Annotated in this window: 20 protein-coding genes; 14 read left to right on the top strand and 6 right to left on the bottom strand. The window is 63.5% G+C overall.

Annotated features, from left to right (window positions below):
- Positions 1 to 8: 8 nt before the first annotated feature.
- The 5 genes from AC0L3O_RS26125 to fabD form a co-directional block, all read right to left on the bottom strand.
- On the bottom strand, positions 9 to 245 hold the full coding sequence (locus AC0L3O_RS26125; RefSeq protein ID WP_006203723.1) for an acyl carrier protein: 237 nt from the start codon (positions 243 to 245) through the stop codon (positions 9 to 11).
- A gap of 187 nt (positions 246 to 432) precedes the next feature.
- Positions 433 to 1,170 (bottom strand): 3-oxoacyl-[acyl-carrier-protein] reductase, encoded by a 738-nt coding sequence (gene fabG / locus AC0L3O_RS26120; protein WP_473616981.1) that lies wholly within the window; start codon positions 1,168 to 1,170, stop codon positions 433 to 435.
- Between the two features lie 42 nt (positions 1,171 to 1,212).
- Entirely contained in the window at positions 1,213 to 1,479 is a 267-nt protein-coding gene (locus tag AC0L3O_RS26115; RefSeq protein WP_128247644.1) for a type II toxin-antitoxin system RelE family toxin, read from the bottom strand.
- Entirely contained in the window at positions 1,463 to 1,684 is a 222-nt protein-coding gene (gene relB, locus AC0L3O_RS26110; protein ID WP_473535530.1) for a type II toxin-antitoxin system RelB family antitoxin, read from the bottom strand. The genes AC0L3O_RS26115 and relB overlap by 17 nt, the downstream gene beginning before the upstream one ends.
- 83 nt (positions 1,685 to 1,767) lie before the next feature.
- Positions 1,768 to 2,709, bottom strand: coding sequence for an ACP S-malonyltransferase (gene fabD / locus AC0L3O_RS26105; RefSeq protein ID WP_473616980.1), 942 nt, complete (start codon positions 2,707 to 2,709; stop codon positions 1,768 to 1,770).
- A 267-nt stretch (positions 2,710 to 2,976) separates the two neighbouring features.
- Between fabD and AC0L3O_RS26100 the strand changes: the two genes are divergently transcribed.
- The 14 genes from AC0L3O_RS26100 to AC0L3O_RS26035 all read left to right on the top strand — a co-directional run bounded on the left by AC0L3O_RS26100 (position 2,977) and on the right by AC0L3O_RS26035 (position 17,246).
- Entirely contained in the window at positions 2,977 to 4,902 is a 1,926-nt protein-coding gene (locus tag AC0L3O_RS26100) for an LTA synthase family protein (RefSeq protein ID WP_473535531.1), read from the top strand.
- A 299-nt stretch (positions 4,903 to 5,201) separates the two neighbouring features.
- Positions 5,202 to 5,693: a 30S ribosomal protein S6 gene (rpsF, locus tag AC0L3O_RS26095; protein ID WP_473535532.1), complete on the top strand. Its 492-nt coding sequence runs from the start codon at positions 5,202 to 5,204 to the stop codon at positions 5,691 to 5,693.
- Positions 5,693 to 5,941: a 30S ribosomal protein S18 gene (gene rpsR, locus AC0L3O_RS26090; RefSeq protein ID WP_006203718.1), complete on the top strand. Its 249-nt coding sequence runs from the start codon at positions 5,693 to 5,695 to the stop codon at positions 5,939 to 5,941. Before rpsF ends, rpsR begins: the two co-directional genes overlap by 1 nt.
- A 268-nt stretch (positions 5,942 to 6,209) precedes the next feature.
- Positions 6,210 to 6,794, top strand: coding sequence for a 50S ribosomal protein L9 (gene rplI / locus AC0L3O_RS26085; RefSeq protein ID WP_027152677.1), 585 nt, complete (start codon positions 6,210 to 6,212; stop codon positions 6,792 to 6,794).
- Positions 6,795 to 7,071: 277 nt separating this feature from the next.
- Positions 7,072 to 8,361: an SAM-dependent methyltransferase gene (locus AC0L3O_RS26080; RefSeq protein ID WP_023800711.1), complete on the top strand. Its 1,290-nt coding sequence runs from the start codon at positions 7,072 to 7,074 to the stop codon at positions 8,359 to 8,361.
- Between the two features lie 84 nt (positions 8,362 to 8,445).
- Positions 8,446 to 8,769: a YnfA family protein gene (locus tag AC0L3O_RS26075; protein ID WP_091590534.1), complete on the top strand. Its 324-nt coding sequence runs from the start codon at positions 8,446 to 8,448 to the stop codon at positions 8,767 to 8,769.
- Between the two features lie 3 nt (positions 8,770 to 8,772).
- Positions 8,773 to 9,741, top strand: coding sequence for a small ribosomal subunit Rsm22 family protein (locus AC0L3O_RS26070; RefSeq protein ID WP_473535533.1), 969 nt, complete (start codon positions 8,773 to 8,775; stop codon positions 9,739 to 9,741).
- 206 nt (positions 9,742 to 9,947) lie between these two features.
- On the top strand, positions 9,948 to 11,438 hold the full coding sequence (locus tag AC0L3O_RS26065; protein WP_023800713.1) for a replicative DNA helicase: 1,491 nt from the start codon (positions 9,948 to 9,950) through the stop codon (positions 11,436 to 11,438).
- A gap of 265 nt (positions 11,439 to 11,703) precedes the next feature.
- Positions 11,704 to 13,107 carry a DNA repair protein RadA gene (gene radA, locus AC0L3O_RS26060; RefSeq protein WP_023800715.1) on the top strand — a complete coding sequence of 468 codons (1,404 nt, stop codon included), beginning with the start codon at positions 11,704 to 11,706 and terminating at the stop codon, positions 13,105 to 13,107.
- Between the two features lie 27 nt (positions 13,108 to 13,134).
- A complete protein-coding gene (locus AC0L3O_RS26055; protein ID WP_473535534.1) occupies positions 13,135 to 13,803 on the top strand; it encodes a CvpA family protein in 669 nt (222 codons plus the stop codon).
- Positions 13,804 to 13,880: 77 nt separating this feature from the next.
- Complete coding sequence (gene purF / locus AC0L3O_RS26050) at positions 13,881 to 15,350, top strand: amidophosphoribosyltransferase (protein WP_023800717.1); 1,470 nt, start codon at positions 13,881 to 13,883, stop codon at positions 15,348 to 15,350.
- Positions 15,351 to 15,459: 109 nt separating this feature from the next.
- A complete protein-coding gene (locus tag AC0L3O_RS26045; protein WP_473535536.1) occupies positions 15,460 to 16,212 on the top strand; it encodes an SDR family NAD(P)-dependent oxidoreductase in 753 nt (250 codons plus the stop codon).
- Positions 16,213 to 16,293: 81 nt separating this feature from the next.
- Positions 16,294 to 16,923 (top strand): hypothetical protein, encoded by a 630-nt coding sequence (locus AC0L3O_RS26040; RefSeq protein ID WP_473535537.1) that lies wholly within the window; start codon positions 16,294 to 16,296, stop codon positions 16,921 to 16,923.
- 119 nt (positions 16,924 to 17,042) lie between these two features.
- Positions 17,043 to 17,246 carry a hypothetical protein gene (locus AC0L3O_RS26035; protein WP_027152685.1) on the top strand — a complete coding sequence of 68 codons (204 nt, stop codon included), beginning with the start codon at positions 17,043 to 17,045 and terminating at the stop codon, positions 17,244 to 17,246.
- Between the two features lie 14 nt (positions 17,247 to 17,260).
- Here the strand turns inward: AC0L3O_RS26035 and AC0L3O_RS26030 are convergent, their stop codons facing one another.
- Entirely contained in the window at positions 17,261 to 17,767 is a 507-nt protein-coding gene (locus AC0L3O_RS26030; RefSeq protein ID WP_473535538.1) for an OsmC family protein, read from the bottom strand.
- Positions 17,768 to 17,887 lie beyond the last annotated feature (120 nt).

Below are 17,887 nucleotides of genomic sequence, written 5' to 3'. Positions count from 1 at the left end.
AAATAGCGTCAGGCCGAAGCCTTGTCGATGTACTTCACCGCATCGCCGACAGTCAGGATGGTTTCGGCCGCATCGTCCGGGATCTCGACGCCGAATTCTTCTTCGAACGCCATGACGAGTTCGACCGTGTCGAGACTGTCCGCGCCCAGATCATCGATGAAGCTCGCCTGCTCCGTCACCTTGTCGGCATCGACGCCAAGGTGCTCGATAACGATCTTCTTGACGCGCTCTGCGGTGTCACTCATTTGGGCATCCTCGTCTTTTGTTTGTCTGTCTTCGTTAGCGGGCAGAATGCCGCTAATCAAGCTGAAAGATGGTCCTGTCGGAAACGCAACGGCACCGGACCGGTTTTTGCCCGAACCGCCGGGTTGCGGGCCGCATTACACGAAAATCGGCCGGGCTCCAAGGCGAAAAGGGTGTTTCCCGCAACTGTCAAATCATCGCCATGCCGCCATTGACGTGAATGGTCTGGCCGGTGACATAGGCGGCTTCGTTGGAAGCGAGGTAAGCGACGGCGGAGGCAACTTCGGCGCTGGTGCCCATGCGCCGTGTCGGAATCGCCGCCATGATCGCCTCTTTCTGCTTGTCGTTGAGCTTGTCGGTCATCGCCGATTCGATGAAGCCCGGCGCGACGCAGTTGACGGTGATGTTGCGCGTGGCGATCTCCTGCGCCAGCGACTTGGAAAAGCCGATCATGCCGGCCTTGGAGGCGCAGTAGTTGGTTTGGCCGGGATTGCCGGTGACGCCAACCACAGAGGTGATGTTGATGATGCGGCCATGCCGGCGCCGCATCATCGGATGGGTGAGTTCGCGGGTCAGCCGGAACACGGCGGTCAGATTGACCTCGAGCACCGAATCCCAGTCGGCGTCCGACATGCGCACAAACAGCCCGTCCTTGGTGATGCCGGCATTGTTGACGAGAATGTCGACGCCTTCGAGATCGGCCTCGACCTTCTGGCCGAGCGCCTTGACCTCTTCGCGATTGGAAAGGTTCGCCGGGAACAGCTTGACCCGGTCGCCGAGCTCGGCCGCCAGCGTTTCCAGCTTCTCGACGCGCGTGCCGTGCAGGCCGACGACAGCGCCCTGCGCATGCAGCACCCTGGCGATAGCCTCGCCGATGCCTCCCGATGCGCCTGTGACGAGCGCCTTGCGGCCGGTCAATTCGAACATGTCTTTGATCCTCTTCCAAATCGGACAGGCCGGCGAATGTGGCTACCTGTAGACATCACTGCGGTGGCCTATTGTAACCACCAGAATGACGAGCCGCTTGTCCTGCACATCGCAGATAATTCGATAATCCCCAACCCGGTACCTCCAAAAAGTCGCTAACGGTCCCTTCAGCGGCTTGCCGGCTTCACGCGGATTGTCGAGGGCGGCAATACGGTTCTCGATGAAGTCGCGGAGCCGGTGACGTGTCTGCGGATCCAGTTTTTCAATAAATTTGCGCGCCGAGCGGGCATATTCAAGCGTCCAGGCCACGCCAGAAGTCCTCGGCTGTCATGACGTCCTCGTCGCCGCTTCTGATCCGCTCCAGCACTTCGGCCGCGAGGTAATAGTCTTCCACGTCCTCAAGACCGCGCTCGATGAGTTCGCGCAGATAAAACGCTTTACTGCGGCCAGTCCTGGCCGCGAGAAAATCCAGACGCTCTTCGATTTCGGGGGCAAGTCGGATTGATGTCGGCATTCCGATCTCCTGTGAATACATGTATTCACATATCCCGACTAGGCCAAGAATTCAAGCGCCCGCATCAGCCGGACGCGCATGGTTCAATCGAGCGCCACCAACGCCGCCTCGACATCGGCTGGCGTGCCGACGGCGCCGGTGGCGATGTCGCGGTTGATGCGCCGCGCCAGTCCCGACAGCACCTTGCCGGCGCCCACCTCGTACAGCGTCGCAATGCCGTTGGCGCCAAACCATTCCACCGTTTCGCGCCAGCGCACGCGCCCCGTCACCTGTTCGACCAGGCGGTGGGCGATTGCATCCGGATCGCTGGACGGCGTGACCGACACGTTGGAGACCACGGGTACGAACGGCGTGTTCTTCGTCACGCCGGCCAGCGCCTCGCGCATGGCCTCGGCCGCCGGTGCCATCAGCGCCGAATGGAAGGGCGCCGAGACCTGCAGCATCAGCACCCGCTTGGCGCCCTTTTCCGTGCACAGCTTCGCCGCCTGCTCGACGGCCGCCCTGGCGCCGGAGATCACCAGTTGGCCACCGCCATTGTCGTTGGCGATCTGGCAAATCGAATCTTTGGCCGCTTCAGCGCAGGCGGCTTCGACATCGGCCTGTTCCAGCCCGATGATGGCCGCCATGGCGCCCTCGCCGGCCGGCACAGCCGCCTGCATGGCATTGCCGCGGATACGCAAGAGCCGGGCGGCATCGGCGACCGAAACGAAACCGGCGGCGGCAAGTGCCGAATATTCGCCGAGCGAGTGGCCGGCGACATAGGCGACCTTGTGCTTCAGCGAGAGGCCGCGCGATTCCAGCGCCCGGATGGCGGCGAGCGACACAGCCATCAGCGCCGGCTGGGCATTGGTGGTCAGCGTCAGCCTCTCTTCCGGCCCTTCCCAGATCAGCTTCGACAGGTTTTCGCCGAGCGCGTCGTCAACCTCTTCGAAGATCTTCCGCGATTCCGGAAAGGCGTCGGCGAGGTCCTTGCCCATGCAGACAGCCTGGCTGCCCTGTCCCGGAAAGGTGAATGCGACTGCCATGCGTGCCTCCCAAGCGGCTGATTTTTCCTGCCTGTGACGCAAGGCGGGCGGACAAGTCAAGTCCGCTAGCAGCCCGACCCGGGCCGCTCCGGCTCGGTATCGCTCGCCGAGTACCTGTTCCAAAAGGCTTTTTTTCGATCACTCATGATGAAAATCGCTCACGATTCGTTTGCTGGCTCTTCTTATTTCAGCCACAGACGCTAGCTTTTCGTGACATATCGATGACAGCTCAATGACACTTTTGTGTATGGTCGGGGGAATTGTAAGGTGGCCAGGATTAAGAAAGGCGTTGGCAAATCCGCGCCACAGTTTCTAGAAGGCGATCCGGCCACCGGCTATCTGCCGGGCCGGAAATGGCCTGTTATCCGCTATGGCCTCGTCAGCCTTCTCGCCGCCACCATCCTGGTTTTTGCCATCGAACTGATCGTGCGCGGCGACTTTGCCGGTACCGTCGGCTTCTTCCTGCAGCCCTTCAAGCCGGGCTGGACCACCATCATCATCTTCGCGCTGATCCTCATCGGCCTCGATGCCGTGCTCGGCCGCAGCCACCAGAGCCTGATGATCGTCGCGCCGCTGACGCTGGCGCTGGCCTTTGTCGGCCACCAGAAATCGCTCTATCTCGGCGATCCGCTCTATCCGACCGATTTCCTCTATTCACGTCAGATCGTGGCGCTGATGCCGCTGCTGGTGCGCGAACGTCCGGGAACCGCCATCGCTCTGGCGGTCGGCATCGTCGGCAGCCTCTCGCTGCTCGTTTATGGCTGGCGGCTGTGGCGCCGCCGCGTACCGGCGCTCGGTCGCAAGGGGCGCCTGGCCCGGCTGACGCTGACCGTGCCGCTGCTCGCCTTCTTCGTGTCGATCATGGATTACGCGACGTTCTCGTGGACCCGCGACCGGCTGCAAATCATCCCGATCATGTGGGACCAGAAGGAAAATTACGCCTCCAACGGCTTCGCACTGGCCTTCGCCCTCAACGTGCCGATGGCCCATGTCGCCGCGCCTGCCGGCTACTCCGACAAGGCGATCGCGGCCATCGAAAGATCTGGCGTGAAGGCATCGGTGCCGACCGAGAAGCCAGACATCATCATCGTCATGAGCGAATCCTTCTGGGATCCGACCGAACTGCCCGGCGTCACCATCACGCCCGATCCGATTCCCAATGTGCGGGCGCTGCGCTCCGGCCACGTGTTCTCGCCGGAATTCGGCGGCATGACCGCCAATGTCGAGTTCGAGGCGCTGACCGGCTTTTCCAACGCCTTCCTGCCGGCCGGCAGCATCCCCTACCAGCAATATGTCCGCGCGCCGGTGCCGTCGATGGCGACGTTCCTGAAAAGCCAGGGCTATGAGACGCGCGCCATCCATCCGGGCACAAGCTGGTTCTGGAACCGAACGCCGGTCTATGCCGATTTCGGCTTCGATGACTTCAAGTCCGAAGAAAACATGCCATATCTCGAAAAGCGCGGGCCGCTGACGTCGGACGCGGCGATGACCGACGAGATCATCCGCGAAGCCGACGCCACGGACGATCCGTTCTTCTACTTCGCCGTCAGCCTGCAAAACCACGGACCCTACGAACCGAATCGCTATTACAATCCGACCCACAAGGTGCAGGCTCCGACCAGCCAGTGGGCAAAGGATTCGCTGCTGAGCTTCACGGAAGGCGCATCCGACGCCGACAAGAGCCTCGAGCGCCTCATCGAATGGGCGAAGAACCGGCGGCGACCGACGGTCATCGCCTTCTTCGGCGACCATCTGCCGCCGCTCGGTCCGGTCTATGTCGAGACCGGCTTCCTTAGGGATAACGTCGCGCCGCGCAAGGAGCCGCCCGACCAGATGCTGCTGCATCACAAGACGCCGCTGGTGGTATGGTCGAACCGCACCGGGCCGGCCGCGGACATGGGTGCGGTAAGCCCGGCTTTCCTGCCCTACCATATCCTGACCACGGCCGGGATCAGCCACCCCTATTACACCGGCTTCCTCGGCCAGATGCGCGAGCGCTACAGCGTCGTCGACCGCAATTTGTTATTGACGCCGACGGGCGAGGACACGCCCGACTGGGCGCGCAAGAAGCAAATCGACCCGGCGATTCGCGATTTCCGCCTGCTGCAATACGACATGATGTTCGGCAAGCGCCGTGCAGCGTCCGATTTCTTCCCGGAGACGGTGAACAAGCGGGTCCCGCATACAAGCTGAAGATGCCGCGACATGTCGTCCTGAGCGCGGCGGTTTTTCGGCTCGCCCTTGTCTTGCGGCCAAATTCCTGTATAGACGCCCGCAATCTGCCGGTCCTTGCTGGGGGCTGAACGGAGGGCCGGAGGTTTTTCGAAACCTTCGTGTGGAGCCAGAAGCGCTTCCGCCTCCCGTGTCTCCGCTCTCGACCGTCTCGTCATGCTCCTTTCTTCCCCGCCCGGCCAGGGATCGCCGGGTCAGAGAAGTTGCAGAGGCTTTTGCCGCCGGGACCGGGAGAGAAACGAAGAAAGGCAAAGAACAATATGGCTCTTTACGAACATGTGTTTCTTGCCCGGCAGGACCTCTCGCAGCAGCAGGTCGATGCGCTTGTCGAACAGTACAAGGGCGTCATCTCAGCGAATGGCGGGTCCGTCGGCCGGGTCGAGAACTGGGGACTGAAGTCCCTCACCTACCGGGTCAACAAGAACCGGAAGGCATACTATACGCTGATGGACATCACCTGCCCGCCGGCCGCGCTCGACGAGATGGAGCGCCAGATGGGCCTGTCCGAGGATGTGCTGCGTTTCCTCACCATCAAGGTCGATGCGCATGAGGAAGGCCCGTCGGCAATGATGCAGAAGCGCGAAGAGCGCTCGGAACGCGGCGGCTTCGGCGACCGTGACCGTGGCCCGCGCTCGTTCGGCGACCGCGATCGCGGCGACCGTGGCGATCGCCCGCCGCGCAGCTTCGGTGGCGATGGTGCAGACCGTGGCCCGCGCCGTCCGCGCGAAGCTGTTGAAGGGGGAGCAGAATAATGGTCGACATCAACCAGATCCCGACCCGGCGCCCGTTTCACCGCCGCCGCAAGACTTGCCCGTTCTCCGGCGCCAACGCGCCCAAGATCGACTACAAGGACGTGCGTCTTCTGCAGCGCTATATTTCCGAGCGCGGCAAGATCGTGCCGTCGCGCATCACCGCCGTCAGCCAGAAGAAGCAGCGCGAACTCGCCAAGGCGATCAAGCGCGCCCGCTTCCTCGGCCTGCTGCCCTACGTGGTTCGCTAACACTGATTAGGTGACCATGATCTTATCCGAAAACCGATTTCCAGTTTTCGGGATCATGGTCTAGCCAGCGGGCGGTTCGCCGCCCGCTTTTCCCACGGCGACGGGCGCCGCAGGGTTGCCATCAAATCCCGGGTTGAGGTGAAGACCTCTAACTGCCGCGACAGGCAGGACAGCGACATCGGCGGCGACGCCCTCAGCTTCCTGACCTGTTCCAGACAATTCGGCGTCGATGCCAGTGACTTGGCGCCCCAAACGAAGGAACAAAACCATGGAAGTCATTCTTCTCGAACGCGTTTCCCGCCTCGGCCAGATGGGCGATACCGTCAAGGTCAAGGATGGATTCGCCCGCAACTTCCTGCTGCCGCAGGGCAAGGCGCTGCGCGCCAACGAAGCCAACAAGAAGAAATTCGAAGGCCAGCGCGCCCAGCTCGAAGCCCGCAACCTCGAGCGCAAGTCCGAGGCGATGCAGATTTCGGAGAAGCTGGACGGCAAGAGCTTCATCGCCGTGCGTTCGGCCGGCGAAACCGGCCAGCTCTACGGCTCGGTGTCGACCCGCGACATCGCCGAGTTGCTGACGGCGGAAGGTTTCTCGGTCAACCGCAACCAGATCCTGCTCAACCAGCCGATCAAGACCATCGGCCTGACCAATGTGGCGATCGCCCTGCATCCGGAAGTCGAGGTCACCATCACGCTCAACATCGCCCGCACGGCCGACGAAGCCGAGCGCCAGGCCAAGGGCGAGACGCTGACCACAGCCGAAGCCATCTATGGCGACGACATCAACGACAATGCGCGCCCGGACAACTTCTTCGATCCCAATGCCGAGTTCGAAGGCGGCGAAGACAACGGCTGATTGCACGTCACAAGGCGTCAGAGCGGCGCTTTAAAACGTTCCGTCGGCTTCCAGTCATTTCTGGACCAACGCCCGGGCGCCTCGCCCGGGCTTTTTTGTGCCAAACGGAACTTTTCGACCCCCTATATCTTGATGCAGACTATAGCGCCGCGCGTCGTTTGGACGCGCAAAGGACGCTGCAGGACTTTGGTTCGGCGCATGATCCTTTCCGAAATCGATTTCGATTGTCGGGTCATGCGCCGAAACAGCGTGTCTGACCGAGAGGGGACATTTGTTCATGAATATTCTGCTGAAACGCATTCTCGACCGCCTGGTGCGCACCGGCAATCTCAAGGTCACCGGACCGAAAGGCCTCTCCGTGACTTTCGGTGACGGCAGCGGCGATCTGGTGCACATGCACATCAAGACCACGCATGCCGAGCGCGCCATCAGCTTCGATCCGATGCTGGCGGTGCCGGAAGCCTATATGGACGGTGAGCTCGATATACTCGAGGGCGGCGTGCTGGGGGTGATGCGCATCGCCTTCCAGAACATGGACAGCGGCGGCATCGATGCCACCTGGTCGAAGGCGATTGAAGGCCTGCGTCACGCCTTCCGCCGCCTGCAGCAGATCAACACGGCGGCGCGAGCGCGCCGCAACGTGCAGCGCCATTATGATCTGTCAGGCGACCTCTACAGACTCTTCCTCGACGAGGACATGCAGTATTCCTGCGCCTACTTCGAGCAGCCGGACATGACGCTCGACGAGGCGCAGGCAGCCAAGAAGCGCCACATTGCCGCCAAGCTCAGGCTGAAGGCCGGCCAGACGGTGCTCGACATCGGCTCCGGCTGGGGTGGGCTCGGTCTCTATCTCGCCAAGTCCTTCGACGTCGACGTGCAAGGCGTGACGTTGTCGACAGAGCAGCATGGCGTCGCCACCGACCGCGCCCATGCGCAAGGCCTGGAGAACCGCGTGCATTTCGAAGTGAGGGATTACCGCGAGCTCAACGAGCGCTTCGACCGCGTCGTCTCGGTCGGCATGTTCGAGCATGTCGGCGTCAACCACTACCGCACCTTCTTCGACAAATCGGCGACGCTATTGAAGCCGGACGGGGTCATGCTGCTGCACACGATCGGCCGCTCCGGCGCGCCGTGGGCAACCAGCGCCTTCATCCGCAAATACATTTTCCCGGGCGGCTACGTCCCCTCGCTCTCGGAAGTGATGCCGGCGATCGAAAAGTCGGGCCTCATCGTCACCGACATCGAAGTCCTGCGGCTACATTATGCCGAGACGCTGAGACATTGGAGCCAGCGCTTTGCCGCCAACCGCGACAAGGCCAAGGCGATCTATGACGAACGGTTTTGCCGCATGTGGGAGTTCTATCTGGCAGCCTCGGAAGCCGCTTTCCGCTGGCAGGATCTGGTGGTCTTCCAAATCCAGATCGCCAAGAAGAACGACACGCTGCCGATGTCTCGTGACTATATGGCCAAATGCGAGAAGGCGTTGCAGCTGCGCGACATGGGGCATCGTCCAAAAGCCCCTGCCGCCAAGCCCGCCCGGCGCCGCAAGGTGGCGGATATGGAATAGACCGCCGGCGATCACGCCATTGCCGCTTGCCATTGGCGGCCCACACGCTGAAAAAGGTCTCGCCGTCGCCGCGAGACTTTTTTCATGACCTATCTCATCTACATCGTTGCTGCCCTTGCCGAGATCGCCGGCTGCTTTTCGATCTGGGCGTGGTGGCGGCTGGAAAAGTCGCCGCTGTGGCTGGCGCCAGGCCTGGTCTCGCTCGCTTTGTTCGGCTTCCTGCTGGCGCTGGTAGACATCAGTGCTGCGGGCCGCGCCTATGCCGCCTATGGCGGCATCTACATCGCCGCCTCGCTCGGATGGCTGTGGCTGGTGGAAGGCGTTCGCCCCGACCGCTGGGACCTTGCCGGGTCCGCGCTCTGCATCGTTGGCGCCTCGGTGATCCTGCTCGCACCTCGGGGTGCCTGAGCTATGGAACTGCCTATCCCGCTTCGACAGGGCGTCGAGCGCCTCCTCGAAAAAGTGCCGCTGCCGACGCTGAAACAAGCGGCAAAAACGCTGTCGGACCGCTATCGCGCCGAACTGCGCGACGGCCGCCTGCATATGGCCGAGGAGATCGCGGTCAAGGCCTATCTGGCGACGCGGCTGCCGGCGACCTATGCCGCTGTCCGTGCCAGTCTCGATGCGGTCAGCGAGGCAAGGCCCGATCATGCACCCAAAACCCTGCTCGACGTCGGCGCCGGCCCCGGCACCGTGCTTTGGGCTGCGCTCGATCTCTGGCCCGACCTCGAGCAGGCGGTGCTGATCGAGGCGAGCGCGGCGGTGCGCCGGGTCGGCGCGGCGCTTGCCGCTGAGGCGATGACGGCCAGGGTCGCCTGGCTGGCCGGCGATGTCAGCCTCGATCTCGCCGATCTCAAGCCGGCCGAGCTGGTCACCTGCGCCTATGTGCTGGACGAGATCGGACCGGTGTCGCTGCCAAAACTGATCGACCGGCTCTGGCACCTGACCGACGACACGCTGCTGGTCGTCGAGCCGGGCACGCCGGCCGGATGGCAGCGCATCCTTGCCGTGCGCCGGCAGCTGATCGAGGCGGGTGCGCACGTGCTTGCGCCTTGCCCGCATAAGTCACCCTGCCCGCTCGCGCCGCCCGACTGGTGCCATTTTTCGCGCCGTGTCGCGCGTTCGCGCCTGCACCGGCTGGCCAAGGACGCCGACGTGCCATGGGAGGACGAGAAATTCATCTATGTCGCTGCCTCCCGCCACGCTGCTGCCCCGCCGCAGGCGCGTGTGATCGCACCGCCGAAATCGGGCTCGGGCAAGGTCCTGCTGAAACTTTGCGAGAAGGACGGCAGCGCCGACGGGAAACTGTTCACCAAACGTGACGGCGATGTGTTCAGGGCCGCGCGGCGACTCGACTGGGGCGACGCACTGCCGGAGTGATTGGCAGCTATTTTCCTGTTTTGTTCTCGCCCGAGAACGACTAGGCTCGCCGTCTTGATTCGAGTCAATCGAGATTCTTTCCACCGAAAAATCTTGGCTGTGAATCGCGGGCACCGAAGCTGATTGAATGAAGACTGATGCAGATAAGTCATCACCGACCTATCCCGTTCTGATATCGAGAGACCGGCATCGAAATCGGGGACGTTATGGCAGAGGCAGCACGAAAATTCGGCGTGGCGGAAACACCGCTCTATCGCGAGGCACCGAACAACATCGAAGCCGAGCAAGCGCTGCTCGGCGCCATCCTCGTCAACAACGACGCCTTCTACCGCGTGTCGGATTTCCTGAAATCCGGCCATTTTTACGAGCCGCTGCACAGAAAGATCTTTGAGGTCGCCGCCGAGCTCATTCGTATGGGCAAGATAGCGACGCCGATCACGCTGAAGACCTTTCTGCCGGCCGACGAGAGGGTCGGCGACATGACGGTTGCGCAATATGTGGTACGGCTGGCCGTCGAGGCGGTCACCGTCGTCAATGCCGCCGACTACGGCCGCGCCATCTATGATCTCGCCACGCGACGCGCCCTGATCACCGTCGGCGAAGACATGGTCAACATCGCCTACGACGCGCCGGTCGACATGTCGCCATCCGAGCAGATCGAGGACGCCGAGCGGCGCCTGTTCGAACTGGCCGAGACCGGCCGCTACGATGGCGGTTTCGAGAGCTTCACCGACGCGGTCAAGACCGCCGTCGACATGGCCAACGCCGCCTATATGCGCGACGGGCACCTGTCGGGCGTCGCCACGGGCCTGCGCGATCTCGACCGCCGCATGGGCGGCCTGCAGCCGTCCGATCTGATCATCATCGCCGGCCGCCCGGGCATGGGCAAGACCTCGCTTGCCACCAACATGGCCTTCAACATCGCCGAAGCCTATGTGCCGGCACAACAGGCCGACGGTTCCTTCAAGGCGGCAAATGGCGGCGTCGTCGGCTTCTTCTCGCTCGAAATGTCGTCGGAACAGCTCGCCACCCGCATCATTTCCGAACAGACCGAAATCCCGTCGTCGAAAATCCGCCGCGGCGAGATCAGCGAAATGGATTTCGAAAAGCTGGTCGCCTGTTCGCAGACGATGCAGAAGATCCCGCTGTTCATTGACCAGACCGGCGGCATCTCGATCGCCCAGCTGTCGGCGCGGGCGCGGCGGCTGAAGCGCCAGCGCGGCCTCGACGTCATCGTCATCGACTATATCCAGCTGATGCAAGGGTCGAGCGCCAAATCCTCGCAGAACCGCGTGCAGGAGATCACCGAGATCACCACCGGCCTGAAGGCGTTGGCCAAGGAGCTTGCCGTGCCGATCATCGCGCTGTCGCAGCTGTCGCGTCAGGTCGAAAGCCGCGACGACAAGCGCCCGCAGCTCTCGGACCTGCGCGAATCGGGTTCGATCGAGCAGGATGCCGACGTGGTGATGTTCGTCTACCGCGAGGAATACTACCTGAAGAACCGCGAGCCGAAGCCGGGCACCGACGAATACATCAAATGGGAACACGAGATGAACGAGATGCGCGGCAAGGCCGAGGTCATCGTCGCCAAGCAGCGCCATGGACCGACCGGCTCGGTCAGCCTCGCCTTCCAGGGCGAGTTCACCCGCTTCTCCGACCTCGCCGAGGAGCATCATATTGCGGAGAGGTTTGAGTAGCCGCTTGTCCGACGTCGCACCCAAGATGCGGGACAGCAGCGCTCTACGGCGCCCCCCTCTGTCCTGCCCTCTTTGCCACCACTTGGCATCTCCCCCACAAGGGGGGAGATTGGCCGTCACCCGCGGCGGGGATCTTTTCTGCAACGCTGAAAATTGGCGAAACCCGACGCGCAATCCGATCTCCCCCCAAGTGGGGGAGTTGTCCGGCAGGACAGAGGGGGGCGCGAAGGATCACAGCTCTCACCAGCAGGCGGGAGGGTAAAGCTTGGCCAAGTCCCGCGTCCAGTTCATCTGCCAGAATTGCGGTTCGGTGCATCAGCGCTGGGCTGGCAAATGTGATGCCTGCGGCGAGTGGAACACGCTGGTCGAGGAAGGCACGTCCGGCGGCATCGGGTCGGGGCCGGCCAATACCCGCAATGCGCGCAAGGGCCGCGCCGTGGTGCTCACGACTTTGTCCGGCGACATCGAGGACGCGCCGCGCATCGTTTCCGGCATCGGCGAGCTCGACCGCGCCACCGGCGGCGGTTTCGTGCGCGGCTCGGCCCTGTTGGTCGGCGGCGATCCCGGCATCGGCAAGTCGACGCTGTTGACCCAGGCCGCCGCAGCACTGGCGTCCAAGGGCCACCGCATCGTCTACGTCTCGGGCGAAGAGGCGGTCGCCCAGATCAGGCTGCGTGCGCAGCGGCTCGGCGTCGCCGATACTCCGGTGGAGCTTGCCGCCGAGACCAATGTCGAGGACATCCTCGCCACCATCGCCGACGGCAAGCGGCCGGACCTGGTGATCCTCGATTCGATCCAGACCTTGTGGACCGACATGGCCGATTCGGCGCCCGGCACCGTCACCCAGGTGCGTGCCGCCGCCCAGGCGATGATCCGCTATGCCAAATCCACAGGCGCGGCGATCGTGCTCGTCGGCCACGTTACCAAGGAAGGCCAGATCGCCGGGCCGCGCGTCGTCGAGCATATGGTCGACGCGGTGCTTTATTTCGAGGGCGAAGGCGGCCACCACTACCGCATCCTGCGCACGGTCAAGAACCGCTTCGGACCGACCGACGAGATCGGCGTGTTCGAAATGTCTGATATGGGCCTGCGCGAGGTCGCCAATCCATCCGAGCTTTTTCTCGGCGAACGCCATGCGAAAGCGCCGGGCGCCGCGGTTTTCGCCGGCATGGAAGGTACCAGGCCGGTGCTGGTCGAGATCCAGGCGCTGGTGGCGCCGTCGTCGCTGGGCACGCCGCGTCGAGCCGTCGTCGGCTGGGACGGCGCCCGGCTGTCGATGATCCTCGCCGTTCTCGAAGCCCATTGCGGGGTCCGCTTTGGCACGCATGACGTCTATCTCAACGTCGCCGGCGGCTACCGTATCTCGGAGCCGGCCGCCGATCTGGCGGTGGCGGCCGCACTGGTTTCCTCGCTCACCGGTCTTGCCCTTCCCGCCGATTGCGTCTATTTCGGCGAAATCAGCCTTTCGGGCGCCGTGAGGCCGGTTGCGCACGCGCAGCAGCGCCTGAAGGAAGCCGAAAAGCTGGGTTTTGGAAGCGCGGTTCTGCCCTTGGGCAGCGAGGAACTTGCCGGGGGGATAGGGGCCGGCGCTTTCCAGCCCACCGAGCTTGCCGATCTCGTGGCGCGCATAGCCGGCTCACGGCGCAGCCGCGCCGACGAGCAAGAATGACGCGGCTCATGAAGTGGGGCAAAAGACATGCCGATTACGCTGCTTGACGGAATTCTCGTCGGCTTCACCTTGGTCTCGGCGATGCTCGCCATGGTTCGCGGCTTTTCGCGCGAGGTCCTATCCGTCATCTCCTGGATAGCGGCGGCCGCGGCAGCGTTCTTTTTCTATCAACCGGTCCTGCCTTACGTTCAGCCCTATGTCGACAATGAGAAGATTGCCATGGTGGTGGCCGCCGGCATCGTCTTCATCGTCGCGCTGATCGTCGTCTCCATCATCACCATGAAGCTCGCCGACTGGATCATCGATTCCAGGGTCGGCGCGCTCGACCGCACGCTTGGTTTCCTCTATGGCGCGGCGCGCGGCATCCTGGTCGTCGCGGTGGCCCTGCTGTTCTTCAACTGGCTGGCCGGCCCCAAGGCTCCGGGCTGGGTCGCCGATGCCAAGTCGCGGCCGCTGCTCGAATCGATCGGCGCCAAGCTCGAAAGCCTGCTGCCCGAGGATCCGGAAAACGCGATCCTCAACAGGCTCAATCCGAATCAGTCGGCACCCGAGACCGGCGCCGACACACCTCCGGCAGCGGATGCACCCGCGGCGGACGCACCGGCAACTGGCGACGATGCTCCGGCGCCCGACGGCAGCGAAACCGACGCGCCACCGGCCGACAATGCACCGGCCAATCCGGCGCCGGCAAACTGACGATCATGTGAGGCCGCAAACTCTACGTTGCTCTCGAGCCGTCATCACACTATATAGCGACTTTAGCGGAGCTGAAGATGGCAGACGCAGACGACGTGCTTTCCGCCGAGGCTGACGATCATTTCCATGACGAATGCGGCGTGTTCGGTATTTTTGGCCGGCAGGACGCTGCGGCTATCGTCACGCTCGGCCTGCATGCGTTGCAGCACCGCGGCCAGGAAGCGGCCGGTATCGTTTCCTATGACGGCACCCAGTTCCATGTCGAACATCATGTCGGCCTGATCGGCGATACGTTCACCAAACAGCGCGTCATCGACAGCCTGCAAGGCAACCGCGCCATCGGCCACACGCGCTACGCCACCACCGGCGGCGCCGGCCAGCGCAACATCCAGCCGTTTTTCGCCGAGCTCGCCGATGGCGGCTTCGCCGTCGCCCACAACGGCAACCTCACCAACGCCATGACGGTGCAGCGCGCGCTTCAGAAACAGGGCGCGATCTTCTCGTCGACCTCCGACACCGAGACACTGCTGCATCTGGTCGCCACCAGCAGGGAACGCGATCTCAACTCGCGCTTCATCGATGCGGTGCGCCAGGTCGAAGGTGCCTTCTCGTTGGTGGCGATGACTTCAAAGAAGATGATCGGCTGCCGCGATCCGCTCGGCATCCGGCCGCTGGTGCTCGGCGATCTCGACGGCGCCTGGATCCTGGCTTCCGAAACCTGCGCGCTCGACATCATCGGCGCGCGTTTCGTGCGCGACCTGAAGCCCGGCGAGATGGTCGTCGTCACCGCCAAAGGCATAGAGAGCCTGTTTCCGTTCGAGCCGCAGAAGACCCGCTTCTGCATCTTCGAATATGTTTATTTCGCGCGTCCGGATTCGTCGGTCGAGGGCCGCAACGTCTACGAGGTGCGCAAGCGCATCGGCGCCGAGCTGGCGCTCGAAAGCCCGGTCGAGGCCGACATCGTCGTGCCGGTGCCGGACAGCGGCACTCCGGCGGCGATCGGCTTTTCGCAAGCCGCGGGCATCCCGTTCGAGCTCGGCATTATCCGCAATCACTATGTCGGCCGCACCTTCATCCAGCCCGGCGATTCGATCCGCCACATGGGCGTCAAGCTCAAGCATAACGCCAACCGCCGCATGATCGAAGGCAAGCGCGTGGTGCTGGTCGACGATTCGATCGTGCGCGGCACCACCAGCCAGAAGATCGTGCAGATGGTGCGCGATGCCGGCGCCAAGGAAGTGCACATGCGCATCGCCTCTCCGCCGACGCGCGCTTCCTGTTTCTACGGCGTCGATACGCCGGAGAAGTCGAAGCTGCTGGCGTCGCGCATGTCGGTGGAAGAGATGGCCGAGTTCATCCGTGTCGATTCGCTCGGTTTCCTGTCGATCGACGGGCTCTACCGCGCCGTCGGCGAGGCCGGCCGCGATAATGAGCAGCCGCAATTCTGCGACGCCTGCTTCACCGGGCAGTATCCGACCCGGCTTGCCGATTTCGAAGGTTCGGACAATGTGCGCACGCTGTCGCTGCTGGCGGCGGGCGGGGCGTAGGATTGCCGGAACACCAGTTGCCTTCCCGAGTTTACCCCCCTCTGTCCTGCCGCACATGTCCGGCAGGATAGAGGGGGGTGTTTTCACGCCTGCTCACGGAGGCCCTCGCATGATCCCTGCCACTAGTCTCTACCTGTCCGGCCGCGTCGCGGTCGTCACCGGCGCCTCGCGCGGCATCGGCTACTTCATCGCCCTGGAACTTGCCGCAGCTGGAGCCCACGTCATCGCGGTTGCCCGCACCGTCGGCGGACTGGAGGATCTCGACGACCAGATCAAGGCAACGGGCGGACAGGCGACGCTGGTGCCGCTCGACCTCGCCGACATGGCCGGCATCGACCGGCTGGGCGGCGCCATCCATGAGCGATGGGGCAAGCTCGACATCCTGGTCGCCAATGCAGCGGTGCTCGGCGTCATCTCGCCGATCGGCCATGTCGAGGCCAAGACTTTCGAGAAAGTCATGACCATCAACGTTACCTCGACATGGCGGCTGATCCGCTCGGTCGACCCGTTGCTCAGGCTCTCCGACGCAGGCCGTGCCATCGTGCTTTCCTCCAATGCCGCCCATTCGGCGCGGGCCTTCTGGGCGCCCTACGCGGCGTCGAAGGCGGCAGTCGAGACGATGATGCGTTCCTGGGCGCATGAGACGGAAAACCTGGCCCTCAGGGTCAATGCCGCCGATCCCGGCGCCACCCGCACCGCCATGCGTGCGCAGGCGGTGCCCGGTGAGGATCCGGAGACGCTGCCGCATCCCTCAGAGATCGCCAAACGCATCGTGCCGCTGGCCAGCCCGGCACTTAAGGAAACCGGGCTGATCTTCCAGGCCAAGCACAACCGCTTTGTTGCCTACCGGCAGCCGGAGTAGACGCATCGCGCATTTCGACGGAAGAATTGCGCCGCCGCCGACGTTATTGGAATGCCAGATTTTCCGAAACGGAGGACCACCATGTGCAGACTGCTTCTCGTCACCGCCGCTGCATCGCTGGCAGCCATCGGCGTCGCATCCTCGCAGGACGCGACGATGAGCTTCTTCGTCACCAGCGTCGGCTCGGGCAAGGGCGCCGATCTCGGCGGCCTCGCGGGCGCCGATGCGCATTGCGCCTCGCTGGCTGAAGCCGCGGGCGTTGCGGGCAAGACATGGCGCGCCTATCTCTCGACCAGCGACACCGATGCGCGCGATCGCATTGGCACGGGACCGTGGTTCAACGCCAAGGGCGTCAAGATTGCCGACGATGTCGCTTCGCTGCATAGCGATGCCAACGCCATCACCAAGCAGACGGCGCTCAACGAAAAGGGCGAAGTGGTCAACGGCCGCGGCGACAAGCCCAACCGGCACGACGTGCTGACCGGCTCCAAGCCCGACGGCACGAAAATTGCCGACCAGACCTGCGGCGACTGGACGCTCAGCGGAGCGGAAGGTGCGGTAATGACGGGCCATCACGACCGCACCGGTCTCGACGATTCGGCCGCCGCCAAATCGTGGAATTCCTCGCACGCTTCACGCGGCGGCTGCAGTCAGGAGGCACTGAGGAGCACCGGCGGCGACGGCCTGTTCTACTGCTTTGCCGTGAACTGAGCCGGCCCAACAAATGCAGAACATGCTGGCGCGGCGACCCACCGCGCCAGGCCGCGCTTTCGCCGATCGCCCAGAATTGATAGGATCACCCGACTCCCACAACAAGCGAGGAAATTTCCATGGCTTCGAGCGTAGCGCTGGTCTGGTATCTGGTGATTGCCGGCCCGCAAGGCGGCATGGTGGTGCTGCCCAGCACGTTCGACACTCGCGAACAGTGCGCCTTCGCCGTCACCGAATATCAGAAGCAGCCAACGCCGGCCGGCTGGTCGGTGCAGTGCGTGCCGAGCGCCTCGCCGTTCGCCGACGAGGGCGAAAGCGAGTAGCCGGCGGCGCGCGTTCAGGGTTGAGCGCTGACCGTCAGTTCCGGCCTCGTATTGATGGTCTGAAACACCACGCAATAGCGTTCGGTCAGCTTGAGCAGTGTGTCGACGCGCTCTTGTGGCTCGTCGCTGTCGAGGTTGAAATTCAGCCGGATGGCGCGGAAGCCGACCGGCGCATCTTTTGCCACGCCTAAGGTGCCGCGAAAATCGAGATCGCCTTCGGCCTCCACGGTGGCGGCGCCGAGTTTGAACTCCAGCGCCGTCGCCACTGCCTTCAGCGTTACGCCAGCGCAAGCGACCAGCGCCTCCAGCAGCATGTCGCCCGAGCACAGTTCGAGCCCGGAACCGCCGGTAGCCGGATGCAGACCGGCAACGGCGAGCGCCCTGCCGGTCTCGACCTTGCAGGCGATCGACTGGTCGTCGACCGAGCCCTTGGCCCGAAGCGTGATCAGCGCGCGCGATGCGTCGTCGCGATACGCCTCCTTGAGCGGCGCCTGCATGGCCTTCAGTCCGGTGGTGTCCATGTCCAACCCTTTTCGGCAGTCATTTTCATCGCTCGTCACGATACTCGAATAGAACCGGTACGGCCTAAATCTTGATTTCACGACATTTGGATCGGAGTGACAAGCTGTCCAGACATTGCT

Source organism: Mesorhizobium sp. WSM4810 (assembly GCF_055811235.1).
This window is presented reverse-complemented; position numbering and strand designations above follow the sequence as displayed.